This is a genomic window from Streptomyces sp. NPDC090088, from assembly GCF_044747345.1.
Lineage (GTDB): Bacteria > Actinomycetota > Actinomycetes > Streptomycetales > Streptomycetaceae > Streptomyces.
This window is the reverse complement of sequence record NZ_JBIVDZ010000005.1, coordinates 857,042-880,226: the sequence shown is the minus strand read 5'-3', so window position 1 is coordinate 880,226 and position 23,185 is coordinate 857,042. Positions and strand designations below refer to the sequence as shown.

Below are 23,185 nucleotides of genomic sequence, written 5' to 3'. Positions count from 1 at the left end.
CATCGACAACGCCGTCCGCGGCCAGGCCGGCGGCATCGCCATCCCCGGCTACACCAACGGCCTGCGAGCCGACCAAACCTGACAGGTCTCCCCGCACCGTTTAGTTGATCAACGCCCCGTCCCGTGTCCGACTGTTCCGGCGGCACGGGACGGGGTCCCACATCGGAAGCTACCGGCCAGGCAGGGCCAGAACGGCCTGCGACGCCTGGGCCCTGTCGCACCACAACGGGAGGCAGTGATGTTCAATCAGCTTCCTCGCGGCCGCAACGAGCCGATCGCTCCCCATCATCGACGCGCACCACCATTTGTTCGTCCGGCCCAAAATCCGCTACCTCCTGGACGACTACCTGGCCGATGCTCGAGCGGGCCACCAGATCGTCGCCTCGGTCTGCCGAGGCGAACGCGTTCTACCGCCCAGGCGGCCCTGAGATCATGCGGCCGCTGGGCGAGATCGAGTTCGCCAACGGGGCAGGCGCCATGGCCGTAAGCGGGGCCTTCGGCGATCAACGCGCTTGCGCCGCGATCGTGGGATTCGTCGATCTGCGGTGCGGCGACGGCATCGCCGCCTACCTCGACCGTGCCCTGCAATCGGCGCTCGACCGGCTGCGCGGGACCCGGCAGGGTGCCGCGCAGCATCCGAGCGAAGCCCCCTACCGGTACCTGCCGGGCAGGCCGCGCCGCAGCATGCTGGCCAGCCCGCAATTCCGGGCCGGGTTCCGTCATCTTGCCCCACTCGATCTAAGCTTCGACGCTGCGGTATTCCACCACCAGCTACCCGAACTCGCCTGCGTCGCCGACGAGTTCCCCGAGGCGACCATCACCGTCAACCACTGCGGCCTAGCAGTCGCCATAGACACGGACGCCGCCGACCATGCAGAGGTGTTCGCCGAGTGGTGCGAGGCCCTGCTCCAGATCGCCCAGCGCCCCAACGTCCTGTGCAAGATCAGAGGCCTGGAGTTGCCCTTCTGGGGCTTCAGCTTCGAAGACCGCACCGACACCATCGGCTCTCTGGAACTCGCCACCGCTTGGGCGCCCTACGTGGAAACCGCCATCGAAACCTTCGGAGCCGACTGCTGCATGATGGCCAGCGACTACCCACCCGACAGCAACTCGAGCGGCTTCGTGCCGCTGTGGAACGCCTTCAAATCCATCGTTCGCTCAGCCATGCCCTCTTCCACGACACCGCAGCCCGGGCCTACCGCATTGAACCGCTCGGGTAGCGAGATCGGGCACCTGCCCACTGCTGCTCGCAGACACGGCAACGCTCTGCCCCACGACATCGCGACGCCCCGCTGACAGCGGGCTGACCACCGTCTCTTATGTGCCTGAACGGACCCGCGGCCAACCGGACGGGGACGGGCCCGGGCCGTGAGCAGCGAGCACGCGCTCGGGCCGCGGGGCGCAGTCCGAGCAGCCCTCCACCTGGCATCCCTATCGAACCAACGGCAACGCACCGAAGGACACACGTGGACATCGTCGACGCGCAAATCCATCTGCACCTCACCATGAACGTCGAGGAAACCCTCGCCGCAATGAACTCGATGGCATCCAGGCCGCCCTGGCCGACGAGTTCCGGGGTTTCGACGCGCAGACCGGCCGCAGCAGCCCGGGAATGTTCCTGCCGGAGCACAACGCCTTCCGAGCCACGGCGGCCGGCGCCGAAATCGCTGCCGCACGCCATCCGGAGCGCTTCTCCTACCTGCTGCGCATCCATCACCGCGACCCCGACCTGGTGTCCGGGGTCAAGGCCGTGGCGGATGCCCCGCATGCACGGGCAGTGCGGATTGTCGCCCGGCGTGACGAGGACATCAAAGAACTCGCAGACGGTGCATACGGGCCCGTCTTCGACGCCGCCGCCGACAACGGCTTGCCGGTTTTTGCCATCGCTCCGCGCAACGCACCCCTGCTGCGCCCCTACGCCCAAGCCCACCCGGAGATCTCGGTGGTCGTCGACCATGTCGGCATGCCGGGCAACGACGAGGAGTTCGAGCAGGTGCTGCGCCTGGCCGACCTGCCAAACGTCGCGATCAAGTGGTGCCACGCCCCTGAGCTGTTCCACGCCGACGAGTACCCCTTCACCCGCGCCACCGACAAGTTGTTGCGGGTCCTGGATTCCTTCGGCCGTGAACGGGTCATGTGGGCAAGCGACTTCACCTCGATCAGCAACCACCGCTGGGCCGATGAACTCTTCTCGCTGCGCGAGAGCGACCGGCTTACCTCCGCGGACAAGGAATGGATTCTCGGCAGGACGGTGCACACCCTCCTGAGCTGGCCGAGCCCGACCGAGCTGTACACGACTCCGAAGATCCCACACTGAGTACTCGGCTCGGTCGATGCACCGCCGTCGGCACGAGCGCCTTCCCGCCGCAGCCCGAGATGCCCGGCCTCTCATGCCATGGAGAAACCATGTCCGCAACGATACCCCCGCCGACGCAGACCGCCCGTTCCCGCCTCATGGTCGGCGTCCTGGCCTTCTGCGTTTTGATCGTCGCCGTAATGCAGACGCTGGTAATCCCGCTGTTGCCGCACGTCCCCGCCCTCACCCACTCAACACCCACCGCCGCCAGCTGGCTAGTGACCGTTACCCTGCTCACCGGCTGCGTCTGCACCCCGGTCTTCGGACGCATCGGAGACATGTACGGTAAACGCAAGATCGTCCTCACCTCGATGTGCCTGCTGACTGTCGGCTCCGTGCTGTGCGCCGTCAGCTCGCAGATCGCCCTACTGATCGCGGGGCGGGCCTTCCAGGGCGCCGCGCTCGCTATCGTCCCGCTGGGCATCAGCATCATGCGGGACGAGCTGGCGCCCGAGCGGGTCCTGCGCTCGGTCGCGCTGATGAGTTCCACCCTGGGCATCGGCGCTACGATCGGCCTTCCGGTGACCGCCGTAGTGATCGAGAACTTCGACTGGCACACCATCTTCTGGGCCTCGGCCGCCATCGGCCTGCTCGACATAGTGCTGGTACTGCGGTTCGTGCCGGAGTCCTCGATCCGCTCCCACGGACGCTTCGACGCGCTGGGGGCACTCGGCCTGTCCACCGCCCTGATCGCCCTGCTGCTCGCCGTGACCCAGGGCGCCGACTGGGGGTGGCTGTCCGCACCGACCCTCGCTCTGCTCGCCACTGCCGTGATCATCGGCCTCCTGTGGGGCCTCTACGAGCTCAAGGCAGCCACTCCTGTAGTGGATCTGCGGGTGTCGGCCAGACCTGCCGTCCTGCTGACGAACATCGCGGCACTGCTGATCGGCTTCGCCTTCTACGCGAACTCCCTGTCCACCGGCCAGATGGTGCAAGAACCCCGCAGCACCGGCTACGGACTGGGCGCATCCATCGTCGTCAGCGGACTGTGCCTGCTGCCGAGCGGGCTCGCCATGGTGGCACTCTCGCCGGTGTCCGCCCGCATCTCGGCCGCCTGCGGCCCCAAGACCACGCTCGCCCTCGCCTCCGTGCTCCTCGCCGTCGGATACGTGGTGCGCCTGTTCACCAACCGCTCGCTGGGACTGATCATCGCGGGCTCAACCGTGGTGGCCGCCGGCACGGCCATCGCTTACTCGGCGCTGCCAGCCCTCGTCATACGCGCGGTACCGTTGGCCGAGACCGGCGCGGCCAACGGCCTCAACACGCTGATGCGTTCGATCGGCCAGGCATGCAGCAGCGCAGTCGTCGCCGCCGTGCTGGCGAACGTCACCTCCGTGGTCGGCGGACGTGCCCTGCCCACCCTCCGCGCATATCAGACGGTGTTCCTCATTGCCGGGGCAGGCGCCGTCCTCGCCCTCACCGTCACCCTGTGCCTGCCGGGCCGGTCCGGGCCGGCAGGCGAGACGACCGCGCAGGGCGGTGGTGTCCGGGCGACCGCCCCCGCCAAGAAGAACGCATGACGAACCCAGCCACCACATGCCACGGCTGACAGCCACCATGCCGTCGCTCCGCACAACCAGAAGGCCAGCTCCTGCTCCGGGCGGCCGTGACCCTATGAAAGGAACACCATGAAGACAAGGATCATCGGAGGACTCCAGGTCTCGGCAGTCGGTCTGGGCACCATGGGCTTCAGCCACGGCTACGGCCCCGGCGTGAGTGATTCTGAAGCCATCCACCTGATCCGCACGGCATTCGACCTGGGCTGCACCTTCTTCGACACAGCGGAGGGCTACGGCGCCGGCGCCAACGAACAACTCCTCGGCCGCGCCCTGGCACCCGTCCGCGACCAGGCCGTCATCGCCACCAAATTCTTCATCGACAACGCCCCCACCCGCACCGAACTGGGCCGGCAGATCCGCGCCCGCCTGGAGAAATCCCTGGCCCGCCTCGGCACCGACCACATCGAGCTGTACTACCAACACCGCGTGCCCGACTCGATTCCCGTCGAGGACGTCGCAACCGTCATGGGCGAACTGATCGACGAGGGAAAGATCCTCGGCTGGGGCCAGTCCCAAGCCACCGAGGAACAGATCCGCCGCGGACACGCCGTCACGCCACTGACAGCCGTGCAGAGCGAATACTCCATCATGGAACGGATGTGGGAACAGGACGTCATCCCCGCCTGCGAAGAACTCGGCATCGGCTTCGTCCCCTTCAGCCCACTCGCCAGCGGCTTCCTCTCCGGCACGGTCACCGCCGACGACACCTACACCGGCGACGACGTCCGCCGGGTCATCACCCGCTTCGAGGCGGACAACATCCGCGCCAACCAGCCCCTCCTTGACCTCCTCACCAGCTTCGCACGCCACAAGGACGCCACCCCCGCACAGATCTCCCTCGCCTGGATGCTCCACAAGAAGGACTTCATCGTCCCCATCCCCGGCTCCCGCAAGCTGAACCGAATCCAGGAGAACCTCGCCTCCGCCAACGTCACCCTCACCAACGACGAGTTCACCCGGATCGAAACCGAACTGGCAAAAATCGAGATCCACGGCAACCGGACCGACGAAGACATCGCCAAACTCAACCACGACGCATGAACAGATGCGGGTTGGGCACGCCCTCACTCGGCAGGCCAAAGGCGTCCTGGTCTTTCAGCGGCCACGGCGGGAGCCTGAGCAGATGTTGGGGGGTCTGCCATTATCAGTAACGGCAGTGCCTTCCCAGTGCTGTGAGGTTCCGGTTTCCTCAGTGACGGCAGTGGATGCGGTGACGGGGTCCTGTCCGGCGAGCGCATACCCCGGCGCGTTGGCGTGCCCACGGGCGGCGGCTTCACCGCCGCCTCCTGCTCCCTACGCAGGTAGACCCAAATGCACACGCGCACCCTGGGCCAGGGCCTCGAAGTTTCGGCGATCGGGCTGGGCGCCATGAGCATGTCCCAGTCCTACGGTCCCAACCCGAGCGGCCGACAGGGCATGATCGCTGTCCTGCGGGGCGCCCTGGAGCACGGCGTCACGTTCTTCGGCACCGCCGAGGTCTACGGCCCCTACGTCAACGAGGAGTTGGCGGGCGAGGCCCTGGTCTTCTGAGTCATGAGTTCTGTTCGTAAGTAGTAGTGTCACCTTTGACCGGGTGGACTTCTTGATGCCTGTCTGGGAGGGCAGAACCGTGGATGCGGATGTGGTGACGCGCTTGGCGGCACGGGCGGCGGCGGAGCGCGGACGTGTAGTCACTGCCGCGGACGGACGGTTCGCCGACCGGGTGGGGAGACGTCTGCGCTTGGTTGGGCGATAACCGGACGCTTGAGGTATCGGATGTCGCGGAGCGGGCCAGCGCATTGAGGCAGAGTGCCGGTGGCCTGCCGCTTCAGGAGGCGTATGCACACGGATTCCTCCTCGCCGCGGAGCTGGCGGTGACACTGGCGAATCGTGGTCACTCCTTGTAGCTCTGAGGGACTCGGTTGAGATAGCAAGCGAGGCGTTCGAGGATCTCGTCTGCAGTCTTCGTCCAGATGTAGGGCTTGGGCTCGGTGTTCCATGCGGCGATCCAGGCCCGGATGTCCTTCTCCAAGGCGCGTACGGTTTTGTGGACACCACGCCGTATCTGTTTGTTGGTCAGCTCGGCGAACCACCGCTCCACCAGGTTGAGCCAGGACGATCCGGTGGGCGTGAAGTGCAGGTGGAAACGGGGGTGGGCCAGCAGCCAGGTCTTGATGGCCGGGGTCTTGTGGGTCGCGTAGTTGTCCAGCACCAGGTGGACATCCACGCCTGCGGGGACTTCCTGGTCGAGCTTGATCAGGAACTTCTTGAACTCCTCGGCCCTGTGCCTGCGGTGCAGGGAACCAATCACCTTGCCGGTGGCGACCTCAAGCGCGGCGAACAATGTCGTGGTGCCCGCGCGCACGTAGTCGTGGGTCACCCGCTGCGAGACCCCGGGCATCATCGGCAGCACCGGCTGCGACCGGTCCAACGCCTGGATCTGCGACTTCTCATCCACGCAAAACACCAGCGCCCGCTCTGGCGGGTCCAGATACAAGCCGACGACATCGTGAACCTTGTCGACGAAGTACGGGTCGGTCGACAACTTGAAGGACTCCGAGCGGTGCGGCTGCAGGCCAAACGCCCGCCAGATCCGCGACACGGTCGATTGCGACAGGCCCATCTCCTGGGCCATCGCCCGGGTCGACCAATGCGTCGCGCTCTTCGGCGTGGACTCCAGCGTCTTGGTGACCACCGCGGCGACCTGTTCGTCGGTGACCGTCCTGGGCCCGCCCGCCCTCGGCATGTCGCCCAGGCCGGCGATCCGGTGCTCGACAAAGCGGGCCCGCCATCGGCCAACCGAGTGCGATGTCGAGTCCAATTCAGCCGCAACGTCCTTGTTCGACGACCCGGTTGCACAGGCCAGGATGATCCGGCACCGCAGAGCCCACGCCTGAGGCGTGGAACGACGCCGCACCCATCCCTCCAGCGCAGCCCGCTCTTCGTCCGGCAGAGTCAACTCGGCCTTCGGCCGCCCAGTCTGTGCCACACGGCAACCCTACACATCTGAACAGAATTCCTGACTCGGAAGACTAGTAGGGCTTGGTCAGGTTTGTATGGGTATGGGTATGTCGCGGTGGCAGGTGGGGCAGGCGCCGGTCCAAGTGGCGAGGATTGTCTGCAGGTAGCGGACGACCTGGTAGAGGCTCAGACCGGCGCTGTGTCTTTTGGGTTTCGCGTCAGTCGTTGCAGGGTGCAGAAGGCGTGGGCGGCGGAGACGAGGGGGACGTGGTGGTGCCAGCCGCCCCAGGTGCGGCCCTCGAAGTGGGCCAGGCCCAGGGCCTGTTTCATCTCGCGGTAGTCGTGCTCGATGCGCCAGCGGAGTTTGGCCAGCCGCACCAAAGTCGCCAGGGGCATCCCGGAGGGCAGGTTCGACAGCCAGAACTGCACCGGTTCGGTCTCGCCGGACGGCCACTCGGCCAACAGCCACCGCTCGGGCAGCTCCGGATCACCGGCAACCTTGCGGATGCCGCGTCCGGCCGGGCGGACTCTGAGGGCGACGAAGCGCGAGTACATGCGCTTGAAGCCACTGCGGCCCTTGCCCGGGCGTGATACTTCCCGCCAGGACACCGGCCGTGCGGCCGCCTTCCCTGCTGCGACGGCCAAGTCCTTCATCGTCCGCGCAGGCTCGGGATACTGCACTTTCGGTGGCCGGCCGGTGCCCGCACAAGCCGGCTGGACGGGCCGGGCGTCGGCCGGATGCGCGGTGCGCCGGCCGGAGACACCGACCGCATAGGGCAGGTCTCGTTCCTCCAGGCCGAGGCGGAAGGCGGCGGCATCGCCATAGCCGGCGTCCGCGACCACCAAGGGGACATCGATGCCCCACGACCGTGTCTCGTCGATCATGTCCAAGGCCAGCTGCCACTTCTCCACATGCCCCACCTGGGCAGGAATCCCGCAGCGGGTGCGGCGGGCGACCTTGTCCGCATCCGCCACCGCGGAGGCCGGATCCCAGGAAGCCGGCAGGAACAGCCGCCAGTTCACCGCGGCCGAGGCATGATCGCGGGCCAGGTGCAGCGAGACGCCCACCTGGCAGATGGTTACCTTGCCCGCGGTGCCGGTGTACTGCCGCGACACACCCGCCGAGGCGTCCCCGTCCTTGAGGAAGCCAGTGTCGTCGATGATCAGCGCTTCCGGGCCGATCGTCTCGTGCATCCGCCAGGCCAGCCGGGCCCGTACATGCGCCGGATCCCACGGGCTGGAAGTGATGAAGTGGGCCAGCGCCTGACGGTTGCCGTCCTCGCCCAGGCGAGCCGCCATCGGCTCCACCGACTTGCGTCTGCCGTCCAGCAGCAGCCCGCGCACATACGCCTGCCCCCAGCGCCGCTGATCCGCACGGAAGAACCCGTCGAACAACCCCGCCGCGAAAGCCTCCAAGTCCTCCCGGACTTCGGTCATCTCCTCAGGAGTCACACCAGCTCAACAACACCCACGAGCAAGCGGACACGCCACTCACGAGTGAAGATGACCAAGCCCTACTAGCGCCCGTGCGCGACCAGGTGGTGATCGCCACCAAGTTCGGCTGGCGTATCGAGGACGGGCACTTGGCCGGCCTCGACAGCCGCCCAGAACAGATCCGGCGCGTGGCCGACGCCTCCCTGCGACGCCTACGTACCGACACGATCGACCTCTTCTACCAGCATCGCGTGGACCCCAGGTGCCGATCGAGGAGGTGGCAGGCGCTGTCGGCGACCTCGTCAAGGCCGGCAAGGTGCGGCACTTCGGGCTGTCCGAGGTGTCGGCGGCCACCATCCGCCGCGCCCACGCGGTCCACCCCGTGACCGCCGTGCAGAGCGAGTACTCCCTGTGGACCCGCAATCCCGAGCCCGAGGTCCTGCCTGCGCCGGCCGAACTGGGCATCGGATTCGTACCGTTCAGCCCGCTGGGCAAGGACTTCCTCACGGGCACGGTCGACCCAGCGACCGCCTTCGCGGACGTAGACATCCGCGCCACGATTCCGCGCTTCAGCAACGCCAACCTCGCCGCGGACCAGGCACTGCTCGACCACATCGTCGAGCTCACCCAGAGCAAGAAGGCCACCCCTGGCCTGGCTCCTCGCCCAGCAGCCTTGGATCGCGCCCATCCCCGGCACGCGCCGGATCGAGCGAGTGGAGGAGAACTCGGCAGCGATCGAGGTGGTGCTGTCGGCTGATGAGGTAGCCGACTTCAACGCCGTGGCAACGCGCATCGGCGTGCACGGGGCCCGCTACAACGAACGGCACATGGGTCTCGTCAATGGGTGAACCCCGCCATCCTCTTCAGGTGACTCGATGGCGTCGTCGTCGCCACCCAGTGCAAGCTTCCTCAAGGCACATAGTCAGCCGACCGGATCAGTGGGGCGTCGCGCGTCGCAAGCAGCGCATCGGCACAGCCGTGACCAGCAGCACGGCACTGATCAGGGCCACCACTAGGCCCAGTTGATGCAATCCGACGTCATCGGTATGAGTGCCCACCAGCAGGGCGAGCACGGCAGCGGCCAGGTTTGCCCCCACGTACTGCGAGGTCCGGTACAGGCCGGATGCAGCTCCCACGCGGTCTGCGGGGGCAGCGGCATACACGGCGTTCTGGTTGGACATGTTGTTGAAGCCGTTGGGTAGGCCCAGCACGGCGCAGACCACCAGCAGCAGCGGCACCGGGGTATCGGCCGTCGGTAGGGTCAGCAGCAGCCCGCCAACCAGCAGTGCCGCCGTGCCCACCAGGAACGGGGCGCGGATTCCAAGACGGCGTTGCATCCGGGTAGCGAGCACGGTCGAGAAGACACCGAACACGGCAATGGGAAGTACGACCAGGCCGGCGTCGGTGGGGCCGAGGCCACGTGACTCCTCCAACCACTGGGGCAGGCCGTAGAAGATGCCGTAGAAAGCGGTGTAGACACCGATCGTGCGGAGGTAGGTGACAGAGAGGAGCCTGTTGCGGAGCAGCCGGACATTCAGGAACGGTTCACGAGTACGCGCCGACCAAGCGATCAGCGCTCCGAATGCGGGCACCATCGCGGCGATCCACCACCACTGCGGGGTCTGCGACAACGACAGCAGCCAGCACATCAGCGATCCCACCGCGAGCACGAACAGGGCCATGCCTGGCAGATCGAACTGGCCCCCGCGTCGATCCTGTGCATGACCAGCATCGGCGGGCCCCCAAACGGTGATGGCCACAGCCGCGCTAGCGACCAGCGGGATATTGATCCAGAAGATTCCGCCCCAGCCAAGGAGTCCAACCAACAGCCCACCGAGCGCCGGGCCGAGCGCCACCATCACCTGTGCGCATACGGCGAGGGTCGCGAGGGCGTTGTGGGGGGCGGCGCGTGTCTCGTCGGCCGCCCGGCGGATCATCGCTACACCGCAGGGGTACTGCGCCGCGGTGCCCACGCCGATCAGTACGCGGCAGGCCACCAGGACGCCGATGGATGGTGCGAACGGTGCTACTGCGGAGGCCACTCCCACCAGTGCGAAGCCGCCCAGTGACACCCGGCGTGGTCCCAGCAGGTCTGCGAGGCGCCCCATAGCAGGGGCAGCCACCGCCGCGGCCAGGTACAACCCGGAGACCAGCCAGGTAGCGGAGGCTGCGGCATGGAAGTGGGATCGGATACCTACCAAGGCCACCGCGATCATCGAGGAGTTGAGCGGCTGCAGGATGGCCCCGAAGGCGACTGGGGCCACTACCTTCTTGGAAAGCTGGGGCCGCAGATCAGATATATACTCAGCATTACTTCGTATATTCTCCCGACGGCTCGCCCCGGAGCCGGCACCGCTCACGACACCTCTTCCTTTATCGGGGAATCCGCCAGCCGGTCCAGCAGACGCCCCGCCAGCAGCAGCAGGTCCCTTTCGACATCGGTGAGTTGCTCGCCCATCGCCTGTGTCAGCCAGGCATCCCGGAGCTGCCGGTCCCGCTCGATGAACTCCCGTCCAGATAGCGTGATCTTCAGCAAGGTCTGCCGCCGGTCAGCGGGATCCGGGGCTCGTTCGACCAGCCCACGCTCAACCAGCTCGGCCACCGACCGCGTCATCGACTGCGGCGTGATGCGGTCCACTGCTGCCAAGGCGGTCGTAGTGGCCGGGCCTTCACGGTCGAGGTGACCGAGTGCCGAAAGGCAGGCGAGGTTGAGGGCGCCCGGCACCCTCTGGATACGTAGGCGACGGGCGAGCCGCATGACGCTCAGACGGAGGTCTACAGCCGACCGGTCGATCGCAGCGGGGGGCTGCGGCGCGGCTACTAGAGCCATACACTAAGCTTAGCTTAGTTAACCGTTTCCGTCATGGGATAACCGCCACAAGACACATCCCGTCCAGATGCAGCAGAAGGGCTCGACTCGACCCGTCTCGGGGGGTGCGGCGTCGCTCGATCTGGACGTCGTCCAGTTGACCCCTCAACCGCTCGTCATCGCCGGAGACTTTGGTAACTCTCCGACCCTGTTCGTCGGTCAGTTGCACGGCGTGGGCCCCTCGGGGAGCCGGGTGAGTGCGCGCCCGACGGCGGCCAGCAGGCGGGCGGGGGTATGGCGGGACACGGTGTCCAGGTCCGCCACGACGGCATGAACGCCTTGAGCCCGTCGGAGTCGGCCGCCGGGAGCTGACCCGTCAGGCGCTCGACCTGCCCACACCCTGCTGGCCACACACGCTGAACTTCTGCATCGCGGGCCGGGCAGCACCTCCGAAGGCCGCCTCAGACTGTCCGGCCTTGGCAACCCAGCTCCCCGTCAACCGACTCCACCCTCCAGCATCACCGAGAGCAGCGCCAGGGGTCGCCGCCTCTCCGGCTGCGCCGCTCCGGACCGCTCGGCGGCTTCCTCGGAAGCTGTTGTCTTTTCAATCTTGAGAGATGCGCGTCGAACGGGAGTCCCGATCGGCCGGTCGCGGGGGCGCTGCACACATATGGACAGGGCCTCCTGAACAGCTCGTTGGTGTCGAATCACCGAGCAGCAGGAGGCCCTGATGCAGCAGTCTTGCTTGCGTGCCGATGGCCGGACACAGCAGACGTGCTACCCGAAGGACATGACGGACGGGGAGTGGGCCGCCGGGATCGAGGCCACCATCTGCCCGGGGAGGAAGTCAATTTCCTCTGCGCATAGACCACTCCACCAGCACATATTTCGTTTTGTTCCCATTTGCCCATCGGGGCGGAATGAGCACTTCGCGGATACCCTCCAAAAGAAATCCCGCAGCCCGTCAAAACATGCGCCTTGAGACTTGAACGCCTCACCCGTTGCGATGCGGGAAACGCGCCGCTATCTCGGCGGGCATGCACGCCACGTACGCGTCGCGGTCCACCCACCGGGCGGCAGCTCACCTTGGGGTCAGATAGATCTTTCTGCAGGATAGGTGAGAGTAATATAGAGCGGGTGGGTATTGGCGGAGAGGAATGGCTCGCTGTGGATCTATCCCGACGGCAGACCTCGATTGATGTCGTGGACACCGCCTCTGCGCTTCTCGACGAGCAGGGCACTGTCGTGGGCTGGACCCTGGAAGCCGAGCGGCTGCTCGGATATCCGGCAGCGGACGTTATCGGCCGCGCAGCGGCGTCACTGCTTGCCCCCGAGGACGCCCGGCGACTGACCGTTCTCGCCGAGCGGTGCCGCGAAGAGGACGGATGGGTCGGCACGGTTGCGGTACGGCACCGGGACGGCCGAGCCGTCACAGTGGGAACCCGGATCGTCCCCACCACCGCCGATCAGGGCCGGAAGGGATGGCTCATGCTCGCCGACGACGCTAGCGGTGCTCTGAACTGGGCGATGGATCGCGCGGTACTTGAGTGCATGGTCACGCAGTCCGACGTCTCGATGGCGGTGTTGGACACCGACCTGCGGTTCCTGTGGTCGAATCCCGCGCTGGAACGGCTCGGCGGCGTTTCGCTGGACGAGCGTCTCGGACGGCGCCTGGGAGAGGTCCAGCCCGGCGCGAAGGCTAAGGCGATCGAAGAGCAGATGCGCCTGGTGCTGGATACCGGTGAGTCGGTAACCGATTTCGAGCAGCTGTCCCGCCCCCGGTCGAGCCCCGACCGGGACCGCGCATACAGAATGTCGTTCACTCGCCTGGAGGACGCGGCCGGGCGCCCGGTAGGTGTGCTCTACACGGTGGTAGACATCACCGATCGGTACCGGGCCCGGCAACGCTTGGCTCTGCTGGAGCGGGCAAGTTCCTACATCGGCCGCACGCTGGATGTGTCACAGACAGCGCAGGACCTCGCTGACGTGGCCGTACCTGAGCTCGCCGACTTCGTGACAGTCGACCTGGTGCAGGGCGTGGTCGACGGATGGGAGCCCGCTCCCGGGCTCCTGTCCGAGACCGATGACCTCACCTTGTCCCGAACGGGAATGCAATCCATCCACCAGGGCGTACCGGAGGCAGCGACCGAGACCGGGGCACTCGTCACCTACCACACATGGTCGCCGCCGATCCGTAGCCTGATCAGCGGCACGCCCCAGCTTCTTTCCCGGATGAATCCAAAGGACAGGAAGGGATGGGCTCGCGTCGACGTCACGGGAACACACGTGGCAGTGACACACAGTTCAATGGTTGTGCCAATCCGCGCCCGAGGCATCACCTTGGGTACCAGCCATTTCTTCCGGCATGCCACAACTGAGCCCTTCAGTGACGACGACCTCAAACTCGCGGAGGAATTCGTCGCCCGCGCGGCCGTCTGTATAGACAATGCCCGTCGCTTCACACGCGAGCGTAACGCCGCCCTCGCTCTGCAACGGGCCCTGCTGCCCCGGGCTTTGCCCGAGCAGAACGCGGTGGACGTCGCGTTCCGCTACCTGCCTGCGCAGGCGGACATCGGCGGGGACTGGTTCGACGCTATTCCTCTGTCAGGCGCTCGAGTGGCGCTGGTGGTCGGCGACGTAGTCGGCCACGGTTTGCACGCCTCGGCGACCATGGGTCGCCTGCGCACCGCTGTCCGCAATTTTTCCGATCTCGATCTGCCCGTCGACGAGGTGCTCACCCACCTTGACGGCCTTGTCGCTCGCCTCAATGATCAGACGGAAGAAGCTGGCGAGACCGAGATGGTTGGCGGCAGCTGCCTGTATGCGGTCTATGACCCGACCACCCGGAATTGCACCCTGGCCCGAGCCGGCCACCCGCCACCGGCCCTCGTCCTTCCAGATGGGACGGTCACGTTTCCCGATCTTCCCGCTGGACTGCCCTTGGGTCTGGGCGGCCAGCCCGTCGAGACCGTGGACCTGGAGCTACCCGAAGGTAGCCAGTTGATCTTGTACACCGACGGACTCATCGAAGATCGACACCGTGACATCGGCACCGGACTGGAACGAATGCGGAAGGTCCTCGCCGAGCCGCACGACCATCCAGAGCAGACTTGCCAGGCGCTCATGGGCGCCCTACAGCCCGCCAGACCCCTGGACGACATCGCCCTGCTGGTCGCACGCACCCGTACTCTAGACGCCGAGCATATAGCCCGTTGGGACCTGTCTCCGGACCCAGCAGCAGTCTCCGATCTGCGTGCGGCTGTGACCCAGCAACTGACTCACTGGAACCTGGACCATCTCGCCTTCGCCACCGAACTGATCGTCAGCGAACTGGTCACCAATGCTCTCCGCTACGCGACACCGCCCATCCACCTGCGGCTGATCCGCGACCGCGCGTTGATCTGCGAGATCTTCGACTGCAGCTCCACTGCACCCCACCTGCGTCGCGCGGCCAGTACCGACGAGGGAGGGCGCGGCCTGTTCCTCGTCGCTCAACTCGCCCACCGCTGGGGCACTCGCTACACTGCCAGCGGCAAAATCATCTGGGCCGAACAGTCTTTCGTTCCCCAGGGAGCACAAACACTCGCGTCTGCCAGCGGCCCCTGAGTCAGCCGGTTGTCGGGCCGAAAAACAGCTGTATATCCCTGCCAATGGTGCGCGGCCTGCCAGCCAGCAGGCGCATCCTCGGCCACCGGATCAGATACCCCATGGCGTTTGAGGTCAAGCGGGTTGGCCGGCGCCTGCGGGATGCATGTCGGACGCATATGACTGGTGCGGGTGTGGCCACACCTTGACGTGTCATCTGCACCAGGACGGTGGGCACTCCTGTGCGCCTTCTGTAACGTGCGTCAGTGACTTAGACGGCGGCGGTGACGTCGCCGCCGGACTGGGCGGAGCCGTAGGAGCATTCTTCGGCGCGGTCGGCGCTAGCACGCTTTGCGAGTTCTGCGCATAGCCGCGCATCGGGCGGCACAGCTAGACGCGGCGGAAGCTGTGTCCGAATGTTCACGGCTGAGGGCACCTTGGTGGGGCCAACTACGCAGGGCACATTCTAGGCCAGCAATCGTCCTTCGTGGATCAGAGACCATCACAGTTCCCCCGCCACCTCCACCAGCAGGCTGATCAGCCAGCGCAACCCGGGATCATTGAGGTGGTGGGGGTGCCAGTGGGCGGCTTCGATGAAGGTGATCTCGGGAAGCGGGACATCGGCGACAACCAGGTTGAGCTCCGGATCGCAATGTCGGGTGAGGCGCTCGGGTACGAAAGCAAGCAAATCTGTGCCGCTGACTACGAACGGCAGCGGCAAGTGGCTGTGGCACACGACGTCGATCGTGCAGTCGAGACCGAGCTCCGTCAACACTCGACTGCGCGGCTCCCCCATCTGGTCCTTGATGTTCGCCACTGCGTGCGGCAATTCCTCCAGATCCTGTCTGTTCAGCCTGCCGTCGCGCAGTCTTGGGTTGTTGCGGTCAACGATGCATACGAAACGGTCGGAGAACAGTATGCGGTGCAGACCAGGTACCCCGATCTCGACGGGCGCCACCATCACGTCCCGGTCGACCACCCGGTGGCCTGTGTCGCCGAACTGGTACGGCAGGGGTTCGAAGTCCACGCGAATGCTCGGTGCAACCACAGCCAGGCATTTGAGCAGCGGCTCGACCAGGACGGCCAGCGCGTAGTCGGAGGACACCACCGAGAATGCGCGTGTGCTCTTAGTAGGGTCGAAGTCGACCACGCTACCGGTGAACCGTCTGGCCGCTGCCACGGCGGCGCGAACCTGGGGCAGCAGACGGCTGGCGAACGGCGTCAGTTCGTACGTTCGTCCGACGCGATGCAGAAGCTCGTCGTCGTAGTGTCTGCGCAGGCGCGCCAAGGTCTCACTCATGGCAGGCTGGCTGGTGTTGAGTCGGTGTCCGGCGTGAGTAAGGTTGCGTTCCTCCAGCAGTGCCTCAAGTGAGACGAGGAGGTTCAGGTCGGGGCTTCCTGAGCGGGTCACACGTCTCCCTCCTCGGCCACAGCACTGCCCGGCGTTCTCGCACGCGGAGTCTTGCATGCTCTGAGCAGCGATGATTGCATGCGTCGTGGCTCAGCAGAATCCCTGGAAAGTGACTGTGTCCTCACCGTGGCCAACCTCGACCTGAATCTTCTCGTGGCGCTTCAGGCGCTGCTGGAGGAAAGCAATGTGACCCGTGCTGCGGCCCGGCTAGGCACGGGGCAGCCCGCGATGAGCGCCTCCCTGCAGCGTCTGCGCAGGCACTACCGGGACGAACTGCTGGTCCGGATCGGCCGCGAATATCGGCTCACCCCTTTCGCCCGCACGATCCTCCCCGGGCTTCGCACAACCGTACGCAATCTGGAACTCGCGCTGTCCCCCTCCCCCGATTTCACCCCCGAGGACAGCAGCAGGGTGTTCCGTATCGCTCTGTCGGACTACGCAGTCACTGTGCTCCAACGGCCCCTACTGCGCCAGGTGCGGGCTCTGGCGCCGGGGGTACGCATCGAGTTCGGTCCATTGCCCCCACGCGCCACCGCGGAGCAGGCTCTGCTGGAGACAGACGTACTGGTCGGCCCGCGCGGTTTCGGCTTCCCCGGAGCGTCCGTGGAACTCTTCAGGGACCGGCTTGTATGCGTGGCCGACCCGGCGAACCCCGCGCTGGTGGGGCGGTCACCGACCCTGGCTGACCTGTCACAGCTGCGCCATGCGGTGGCGGTCGTCGGTGGCCCGCAGCAGGGCACTCCGTCCGACCGGCTCCTGGACCAGCTCGGCGTGCGCCGCAGTGCGCAGGTCACGGTCTCGGGATGGCTGCCGACACTGTTCGCTCTGCATGGCACCCAGATGATCGCCGTGGTGCCCGAACGGCTGGCTCTCCGGGTCGCCGCATCGGCCCGGGTAACCGTGCACGAGCCGCCCTTCCCTCGCGCTGAGTTGATCGAGGCTGCTTGGTGGCACCCGGAGCACGAGGTGGACAGTGGCCACCGCTGGCTTACCCGAGTGCTCCGCGAGGTCGGAGAGGGCCTCGCGGAACAGCAGCCCGGGTGGAGCCGTGATCAGTAGCTGTGTGTCTCGGCGAAGGTGCGGTAGTGCTCTGGCAGTAGCGGGAAGTATTCAACCCGTGCCTCTGTGGAATACATCCATGAGTACTGCGGCTCGCCGTCCGGTTCGGTGCCCTCGGGAAAGACCCGTGCGGCCGAGCTCTGCACGTTCACCTTGTTGTCGACGAAGCTCACATCGTACGGATGCGAGGTCAGTCCGGTGACGATGTAGTGCCAGATCTTCCAGCGGCCCTGCTCCTCGTCGTAGAGGAAGTCGCAGGCGCGCACCGCGGTGCCGGCGCCGGCGGTGAAGGTGCCGTCCGGCTGGTCCTTGGCGCTGTAACCGGGGCAGATCCACAGGCCCTTCGCGGTTTTTAGGTCGTCCGCCACCTCGATGATCGGCTGGGTGTTGGCGTTGTAGAAGAGCACACCGGGGCGGGGGCGTCCCTGGTCGTCCAGGCACAGATAGGAGTGGTAGCCGACGATGCATCGGCGCACCGACTCGGGCCCCTCCCAGCGGCCGAACGGCAGCTCGACACGCACGTCGGGCGCGTCGGTGGCGAAGAGGTTGTCGTAGACATACCCGAACTGGTCATGGGACATCATGTACTCGTACCGGTTCATGACGTTCTCCACCTCGCGGGCGGCGAAGGCTTTGAATGCCTGATGTTCGAGCCGCTTGGGGGCGCCGACGCCGGTGGTGTCGAGTGTCTGGGTCATGAGGGGTTCCTTGTCTGTCTCGTCGCGGATGAGGCTTTGGAAAGGTGGGGAAGGGTCGTGGAGGGCGCGGATGCAGCACTGGAGGGTGGTCCGCAGCTCGCTCGCCTCTGCGGAAGGCAGCCGGGCGAGGAGGCCCTCCTCGATGCTTCGTGCTCGCACGTCACAGCGCTTCAAGAGCGCACGGCCTGACGCTGTGAGATAGGTGCGCAACACCCTGCGGTTGCCAGGGTGCGGCACCCGCGCGATCAATCCCCTGTGCTCGAGGGTGCGCACGAGTTTGTGGGCGGACTGTGCCGTCACAAACGAACGTCGGGCCAGTTCCGCCGACGACAGCCCAGGGGCTGAGTGCAGAACGCTGAGCAGTGTGTACTGGGGGACGGTCAGGGCATGCTCCCGCAGCAGCCTGTCGAGCTGGTGGCGTACGCCGAGCTCCAGCTGCTTGATCAGATAGAGCAGGCCGCCGCGGTTGCGGATGTCCGGCACGGAATCAGGCCTTGTCGGGCCGCGGGTTGCCGATCACGGCGGAGCCGCTGCGTATCGTCGCATCGATGCCGTCGAGTGCGGCAGTGATGGCCTGCGCGTACGCTGTGGGAGCATCTTTGCGGATGCTGTGCCCGGCTCCGGAGATGCGGCATACATTGGCCCGGCCCAGTAGACGCACGCACTCCATTTCTTCCTGGGGGGAGACGACAGAGCCCCGCTCCGGGTCGCCGGCAAGCACGGTGATGGGGAAGGCTGCCTCGGCAAAGATTTCCCGCCAGGGGCGGACGAACCAGTCCAGTCCGTAGTCAACGAAGCGCGGGTCGAACTTCGCCCGGTCCTCGGCGACAATCCGTATTTCCTCTTCGCTCGCCCCCGGCATCGTTTGGCGGACCTCGTCGCGCAGTTGCGCCGGGGTGAGAGCCGCCGCACGGCTGAGGTTCTCGCGCATCTCCTGAAGGTAGGAGGCTGGTTCGGTGCCGGCCCGCAGGGGTGGGTCCTCCAGGATCAGTCCGGCGACTAGGTCGGGGCGCTGTACGGAGAGATTCACCGCGAGGGCGGCGCCCAGCGAGCCGCCGATGACGGCCGTCCGGGCAAGGTCCAGGTCGTCGAGCACCGCGGCGATGTCCAGGGATACGTCGGCCCGGTCGAGCGGGCCGTCCGGGAATGCGGAGTCGCCATGGCCGCGTACGTCGACTGCGACAACGAGTCGCCCGGTCAGGGCGGGCATCAGGCTGAGCCACGAACGGCGGGACGACGATGCTCCGTGCAGGAGCACCGTAGGCAGGGGGCTGGTGCCATCATCGCCTTGCGCCGGTACCGGCTCCCAGCGGCTCCAGGCAAGATGCCCGGTGCGACCGGCTTCTTCAATGTGTCGGGCTGTGATGTGGGGGGTGGCGCTCATGTGGTTCCCTTCGCAGCGGGGGCCTGTGGATGGCCGGACCGGGAATCGAACAGGTGGCATGCAATCACCCGGTTGCCCACCGGGGTGTCGGCGGGGCGGCTGGTCACGCACGTGTCCGCGGCCTTGGGACAGCGCGGTGCGAACGGGCAGCCTTGTGCCGGGGGGGCGGTGGCGTTTGCGCTGTTTACGCTGACCGCCTCGGCCCGTTCGGCACGGCGGGCGCGCTGCACGGCGGGGTTCGAGCTGGGCACGGCCAGAGTGAGGGCCTTGGTGTATGGGTGGAGCGGGTGCTCGTGGATGTCGCGTGCGGGGCCGCGCTCCATGACCCGTCCTCGATACAGGACGACGACGCGCTGGGCGAGGTAGGCGACGAGCGGGAGGTTATGGGTAATGAACAGCATGGCCACGCCGGTCTCGGTGCCCAGGCGCTGCAGCAGGCCCAGTATCTGCGCTTGCGTGACCACGTCCAGGGCGCTGGTCGCCTCGTCACACACAACCAGTTGTGGCGTGGGAGCGAAGGCGCGTGCGATGCCCAGGCGTTGGCGCTGTCCGCCGGAGAAGGCGTGCGGGTAGCGGTCCGCGGCTTCCGCTGGAAGGGAAACCTCGTCAAGCATGCGGGTGATCTCGGCCGACAGATCGGCACTCCGGCGTCCGGCATGTGCCTCCAGCGGTTCGAGGAGGCTGCGGCCTACGGCCCGCGCCGGGTTGAGCGAGCCGTAGGGATCTTGGAATACGGCCTGGAGCGAGCCTGCGAAGCGTGATCGCCGCTCAGCGCGCAGGGTGGTGATGTCCTCGCCGCGGAAAGTGATGTGACCGCCTGTGACGGGAGTCAGACCCAGAACGGCCCGGCCTATCGTGGTCTTTCCGGATCCGGATTCGCCGATGAGGCCGACCGTCTCGCCCTCCGTTACGTCGAAGCTCACACGATCGACTGCGCGCACCGGCATTTTGCTGCGGCCGCGGCGGGTGAAGGTCACGTCTAGGGCGTCGAGGCTCAGCAGGCTGGTCACTGGTGAACCCTTTCCGTCAGAGGGAGCTCGGCGACACGGATACAACGCACCTGGCGTTCATCCGGCCGGTCCAGCAGGTGCGGCGGGTGTTCCTCGCAGGCGTCGGCCACGTACGGGCAGCGGCCGGCAAAGCGGCATCCGTCGGTCCACTCCCCCGGGGACGGCACCGTCCCTGGGACGGTGCTGAGCGGGACGCCAGGGATCGCTTGCTCGGCTGATGCCGCGTGCAGGGCCTTCGTGTAGGGGTGGGCCGGCGAGGCCAGGACCTGCTCCACGGCTCCTTCCTCGACCACTTGGCCCGCGTACATCACCACCGCTCGGTCGCACAGGTCGGCGACCACGCCCAGGTCGTGGGTGACAAGGACGACAGCCATGCCGAGCCGGTCGCGCAGGGAGCTCAGCAGGTCGAGGATCTCGGCCTGGACGGTGACGTCGAGCGCGGTGGTCGGCTCGTCAGCGATGAGCAGGTCGGGTTCGCCCGTCAGGGCCAAGGCGATGCACACCCGTTGAGCCATGCCGCCCGACAACTCATGCGGATGGTGGCGGAGCACCGCTTCAGGCTCGTGGATGCCGACCATGCGGAGCAGTTCGGCGGCGCGGGTTCGTGCCTGCTCTCGGGTCGTTCCCTGGTGCAGTCGGAGCGGTTCGCACAGCAGGGATCCGATGGTGAAGCAGGGGTCGAGTGCCGCCATGGGCTCCTGGGAGATGTAGCCGATGCGGCCACCTCGCAACCGCGCGACGGACCGCTCGTCCATCGTCACGAGGTCCTCACCGTCGAGAAGGATCCGGCCCTTGCTGATCCGGCCGGGCGGTGGAGTGAGCCGTGTCAGGGCCAGCGCGGTCATCGTCTTGCCGCAGCCGGACTCACCCACCAGGGCAACGATCTCACCGCGCCGCACGGTCAGATCGATCCCGTCCACAACCGTCAGCGGCTTTCCGTCCGGGGCGTCTGGATCCGGGAATGCCACGGTGAGCCCGTCTACCCGCAACAACACCTCTTCGGTGATGTCGGGAGCCGTGGAAAGGAGGACCGGCTTCGGGTCCGTGGCGTACTTCTCTTCTGTGCCGGGGATCCCAGAAGGGCCGGCGTTGGTGCGCTGCACGAGGAGGCTGCCTCGCTGAGCGCGCGGCAGCGTGTCCACCAGCGCGGAGCCCAGGAAGTTGAGCGCCAGCAGGGTGAGGACGACAGCCAGGCCTGACGGGACCATCATCCACGGTGCGTCCTGGATGTGCTGGGCCGAGTCGTTGATCATCTGGCCCCAGCTGGGTGACTCCGGCGAGTAACCGATGCCCAGGAAGGAGAGCGAGGTCAGGAAGAGGAACGCTCCCCCATACAGCAGGAACGCCTCGACGGTCAGGGCGGCGAGCACGCTCGGCAGGATGTGCCTGGCGAGGATGCGCCAACGGGGAACAGCGGCGACCCGGGCCGCGTCCACGTACAGCAGATCGCGGGTGGTCCTGGTGCCGGCCCGCACCAGGCGGACCAGGCCGCCGCTGAGCAGCACGCCCAAGGTCAGGGTCAGGGCCCACAGGCTGTCGCCTGAGACGATCGCGACGGCGAGTATCACCACGAGGGACGGCACGGAGAACAGCACGTTCGTCACGAAGGTGATGAGGAGGTCGGGCAGACCGGCCAGGTAGCCCGCAAGTAGCCCGAAGACCACGCCGAGAACGCAGGCGACGGTAACAGGTAGCAGAGCAGCGGCGAGCAGGGCCCCTCCGCCGTGCAGCAGGCGTGAGAGCAGATCGCGGCCGAGTTCGTCGGTTCCGAGGATATGCGCGCCGGATGGGCCCTGCAGGGCAGCGGACAGGTCTTGTGCCAGTGGGTCGTACGGAGCGAGCACCGATGCGAGCAGGCTCGCGGTGATGACCAGCGCCATCCAGGCAAGGGCAGCGACAACGAGGGGGCGGCGCACTGCCTCGGTGAGCGCGGCCCGGGTCGGGTTCTTTGTGTGGCGGCTCATGCGGTACGCGCCCGGGGGTTGAGGGCGCCCGCTGCCAGATCAGCCGCCAGGTTCACCCCGGTCACCAGGAGGCTGAAGTACACCACGGCGCCTTGAACGACGGTGAGGTCATGGTTGTTGACCGCTTGGAGCATGACCGTACCGAGTCCCGGCAGATTGAACACCGCCTCGATGATCACCACACCTCCGAGCAGGAACAGGAAGGTCAGCCCAGTCACCGTGACAACCGGAACGGCCGCGTTGCGCAGTACGTGCCGCACCAGGATGCGCCGTCGCGGCACGCCGACGGCCTGGAGGGTTCGGACGAAGGGCTGCCCCAGTACGTCGATGACGGCGGCCCGGGACTGGAAAGCAATCCGGGCGACGGAGGGAACCCCGAGTGCCAGCACCGGCAGCACGAGGTGTGCGATCCACTCCCCCGGCGACTGGGTGAACTCCACGTACTCCCCGGTGGGAAACAGTCGTATCCGTATCGCGAGCAGCAGCACCAGTACGGCGGCGAGCCAGTAGGCGGGCACGGCCATGACGCACGTGCACACGGCGTACACCACCCGGTCGGTCCGCCCGCGCCGCACTGCTGCCAGCAGCCCCAGGCCAGTGCCTACGGTGACCGCAAGGAGGGTTGCCAGCACTGCAAGGGACAAGGTGACCGGGACAGCCTGGGCAAGAGTCTGGGAGACCGGCTGGCCGGTGACGAAGGAGGTTCCGAAGTCCCCTCTGACGGCCTGGCCCAGCCAGGACAGGTACTGCGTTACGAGCGGCTGGTCGAGACCAAGTTCGTGGTCCATCGCGGCGCGCTGGGCGGCGTCCGCCTGCTGCCCGAGGACCAGGGTGGCGGGGTCGCCGGGCACCAACTGGACCAGGAAGAAGCTGATCGTGGCGACGACCAGGACGGTCGGGACTGCGATGCCGAGGCGTTTGGAAAGAAAGCTCCACATGGTCTTACTCCGTGGTCCGGCTGCGCGGGATGGGCTGC

General features: G+C 66.7%; 17 protein-coding genes and 1 pseudogene. 8 read left to right on the top strand and 10 right to left on the bottom strand.

What is annotated here, in order from left to right:
• Positions 1-432: 432 nt before the first annotated feature.
• The 5 genes from ACIPSJ_RS27705 (at position 433) to ACIPSJ_RS27685 (ending at position 5,445) form a co-directional block, all read left to right on the top strand.
• Entirely contained in the window at positions 433-1,296 is an 864-nt protein-coding gene (locus ACIPSJ_RS27705) for an amidohydrolase family protein (protein ID WP_401350063.1), read from the top strand.
• Positions 1,297-1,612: 316 nt separating this feature from the next.
• Complete coding sequence (locus ACIPSJ_RS27700; protein ID WP_401350060.1) at positions 1,613-2,317, top strand: amidohydrolase family protein; 705 nt, start codon at positions 1,613-1,615, stop codon at positions 2,315-2,317.
• A gap of 89 nt (positions 2,318-2,406) precedes the next feature.
• Positions 2,407-3,876 carry an MFS transporter gene (locus ACIPSJ_RS27695; RefSeq protein ID WP_401350057.1) on the top strand — a complete coding sequence of 490 codons (1,470 nt, stop codon included), beginning with the start codon at positions 2,407-2,409 and terminating at the stop codon, positions 3,874-3,876.
• Between the two features lie 108 nt (positions 3,877-3,984).
• Positions 3,985-4,956, top strand: a complete 972-nt coding sequence (locus ACIPSJ_RS27690; RefSeq protein ID WP_401350054.1) for an aldo/keto reductase — start codon at positions 3,985-3,987, stop codon at positions 4,954-4,956.
• 270 nt (positions 4,957-5,226) lie between these two features.
• Positions 5,227-5,445, top strand: a complete 219-nt coding sequence (locus tag ACIPSJ_RS27685) for an aldo/keto reductase (RefSeq protein WP_401350052.1) — start codon at positions 5,227-5,229, stop codon at positions 5,443-5,445.
• 343 nt (positions 5,446-5,788) lie between these two features.
• Here ACIPSJ_RS27685 and ACIPSJ_RS27680 read toward each other — a convergent pair whose 3' ends face one another.
• Together ACIPSJ_RS27680 and ACIPSJ_RS27675 are read right to left on the bottom strand one after the other, a co-directional pair.
• Complete coding sequence (locus tag ACIPSJ_RS27680) at positions 5,789-6,883, bottom strand: IS630 family transposase (RefSeq protein ID WP_401350049.1); 1,095 nt, start codon at positions 6,881-6,883, stop codon at positions 5,789-5,791.
• 158 nt (positions 6,884-7,041) lie between these two features.
• Positions 7,042-8,292, bottom strand: coding sequence for an IS701 family transposase (locus ACIPSJ_RS27675; protein ID WP_401350047.1), 1,251 nt, complete (start codon positions 8,290-8,292; stop codon positions 7,042-7,044).
• An 89-nt stretch (positions 8,293-8,381) separates the two neighbouring features.
• On the opposite strand from ACIPSJ_RS27675, the pseudogene ACIPSJ_RS27670 reads away from it, so the two are divergent.
• Positions 8,382-9,137 (top strand): annotated as a pseudogene (locus ACIPSJ_RS27670) (aldo/keto reductase).
• Positions 9,138-9,224: 87 nt separating this feature from the next.
• On the opposite strand, the gene ACIPSJ_RS27665 reads toward ACIPSJ_RS27670, so the two are convergent.
• Together ACIPSJ_RS27665 and ACIPSJ_RS27660 are read right to left on the bottom strand one after the other, a co-directional pair.
• The gene (locus tag ACIPSJ_RS27665; RefSeq protein WP_401350045.1) at positions 9,225-10,649 is read right to left on the bottom strand and encodes an MFS transporter; all 1,425 of its coding nucleotides are present in this window, start codon (positions 10,647-10,649) and stop codon (positions 9,225-9,227) included.
• Positions 10,646-11,119, bottom strand: coding sequence for a MarR family winged helix-turn-helix transcriptional regulator (locus ACIPSJ_RS27660; RefSeq protein WP_401350042.1), 474 nt, complete (start codon positions 11,117-11,119; stop codon positions 10,646-10,648). The genes ACIPSJ_RS27665 and ACIPSJ_RS27660 overlap by 4 nt, the downstream gene beginning before the upstream one ends.
• 1,116 nt (positions 11,120-12,235) lie before the next feature.
• Between ACIPSJ_RS27660 and ACIPSJ_RS27655 the strand changes: the two genes are divergently transcribed.
• The gene (locus ACIPSJ_RS27655; RefSeq protein ID WP_401350039.1) at positions 12,236-14,704 is read left to right on the top strand and encodes a SpoIIE family protein phosphatase; all 2,469 of its coding nucleotides are present in this window, start codon (positions 12,236-12,238) and stop codon (positions 14,702-14,704) included.
• Between the two features lie 481 nt (positions 14,705-15,185).
• Here the strand turns inward: ACIPSJ_RS27655 and ACIPSJ_RS27650 are convergent, their stop codons facing one another.
• On the bottom strand, positions 15,186-16,094 hold the full coding sequence (locus ACIPSJ_RS27650; RefSeq protein ID WP_401350037.1) for a LysR family transcriptional regulator: 909 nt from the start codon (positions 16,092-16,094) through the stop codon (positions 15,186-15,188).
• A gap of 126 nt (positions 16,095-16,220) precedes the next feature.
• Between ACIPSJ_RS27650 and ACIPSJ_RS27645 the strand changes: the two genes are divergently transcribed.
• Complete coding sequence (locus ACIPSJ_RS27645) at positions 16,221-17,153, top strand: LysR family transcriptional regulator (protein ID WP_401350034.1); 933 nt, start codon at positions 16,221-16,223, stop codon at positions 17,151-17,153.
• Here the strand turns inward: ACIPSJ_RS27645 and ACIPSJ_RS27640 are convergent.
• The 5 genes from ACIPSJ_RS27640 to ACIPSJ_RS27620 are packed head-to-tail and all read right to left on the bottom strand — an operon-like array spanning position 17,147 to position 23,147.
• The gene (locus tag ACIPSJ_RS27640; protein WP_401350032.1) at positions 17,147-18,334 is read right to left on the bottom strand and encodes a MarR family winged helix-turn-helix transcriptional regulator; all 1,188 of its coding nucleotides are present in this window, start codon (positions 18,332-18,334) and stop codon (positions 17,147-17,149) included. The two genes, ACIPSJ_RS27645 and ACIPSJ_RS27640, sit on opposite strands and share 7 nt — an antisense overlap.
• A gap of 4 nt (positions 18,335-18,338) precedes the next feature.
• Positions 18,339-19,235 carry an alpha/beta fold hydrolase gene (locus tag ACIPSJ_RS27635; protein WP_401350030.1) on the bottom strand — a complete coding sequence of 299 codons (897 nt, stop codon included), beginning with the start codon at positions 19,233-19,235 and terminating at the stop codon, positions 18,339-18,341.
• Positions 19,232-20,245, bottom strand: a complete 1,014-nt coding sequence (locus ACIPSJ_RS27630; protein WP_401350028.1) for an ABC transporter ATP-binding protein — start codon at positions 20,243-20,245, stop codon at positions 19,232-19,234. Before ACIPSJ_RS27630 ends, ACIPSJ_RS27635 begins: the two co-directional genes overlap by 4 nt.
• Complete coding sequence (locus ACIPSJ_RS27625) at positions 20,242-22,209, bottom strand: dipeptide/oligopeptide/nickel ABC transporter permease/ATP-binding protein (RefSeq protein ID WP_401350025.1); 1,968 nt, start codon at positions 22,207-22,209, stop codon at positions 20,242-20,244. Before ACIPSJ_RS27625 ends, ACIPSJ_RS27630 begins: the two co-directional genes overlap by 4 nt.
• Positions 22,206-23,147, bottom strand: a complete 942-nt coding sequence (locus ACIPSJ_RS27620) for an ABC transporter permease (protein ID WP_401350023.1) — start codon at positions 23,145-23,147, stop codon at positions 22,206-22,208. The genes ACIPSJ_RS27625 and ACIPSJ_RS27620 overlap by 4 nt, the downstream gene beginning before the upstream one ends.
• Positions 23,148-23,185 lie beyond the last annotated feature (38 nt).

Excerpts from the sequence above, each read along its gene's own strand:
- ACIPSJ_RS27705 (WP_401350063.1), top strand. The coding sequence starts at position 433 with ATGCGGCCGCTGGGCGAGATCGAGTTCGCCAACGGGGCAGGCGCCATG.
- ACIPSJ_RS27700 (WP_401350060.1), top strand. The coding sequence starts at position 1,613 with ATGTTCCTGCCGGAGCACAACGCCTTCCGAGCCACGGCGGCCGGCGCC.
- ACIPSJ_RS27695 (WP_401350057.1), top strand. The coding sequence starts at position 2,407 with ATGTCCGCAACGATACCCCCGCCGACGCAGACCGCCCGTTCCCGCCTC.
- ACIPSJ_RS27690 (WP_401350054.1), top strand. The coding sequence starts at position 3,985 with ATGAAGACAAGGATCATCGGAGGACTCCAGGTCTCGGCAGTCGGTCTG.
- ACIPSJ_RS27685 (WP_401350052.1), top strand. The coding sequence starts at position 5,227 with ATGCACACGCGCACCCTGGGCCAGGGCCTCGAAGTTTCGGCGATCGGG.
- ACIPSJ_RS27675 (WP_401350047.1), bottom strand. The coding sequence starts at position 8,292 with ATGACCGAAGTCCGGGAGGACTTGGAGGCTTTCGCGGCGGGGTTGTTC.
- ACIPSJ_RS27660 (WP_401350042.1), bottom strand. The coding sequence starts at position 11,119 with ATGGCTCTAGTAGCCGCGCCGCAGCCCCCCGCTGCGATCGACCGGTCG.
- ACIPSJ_RS27635 (WP_401350030.1), bottom strand. The coding sequence starts at position 19,235 with ATGAGCGCCACCCCCCACATCACAGCCCGACACATTGAAGAAGCCGGT.
- ACIPSJ_RS27625 (WP_401350025.1), bottom strand. The coding sequence starts at position 22,209 with ATGAGCCGCCACACAAAGAACCCGACCCGGGCCGCGCTCACCGAGGCA.
- ACIPSJ_RS27620 (WP_401350023.1), bottom strand. The coding sequence starts at position 23,147 with ATGTGGAGCTTTCTTTCCAAACGCCTCGGCATCGCAGTCCCGACCGTC.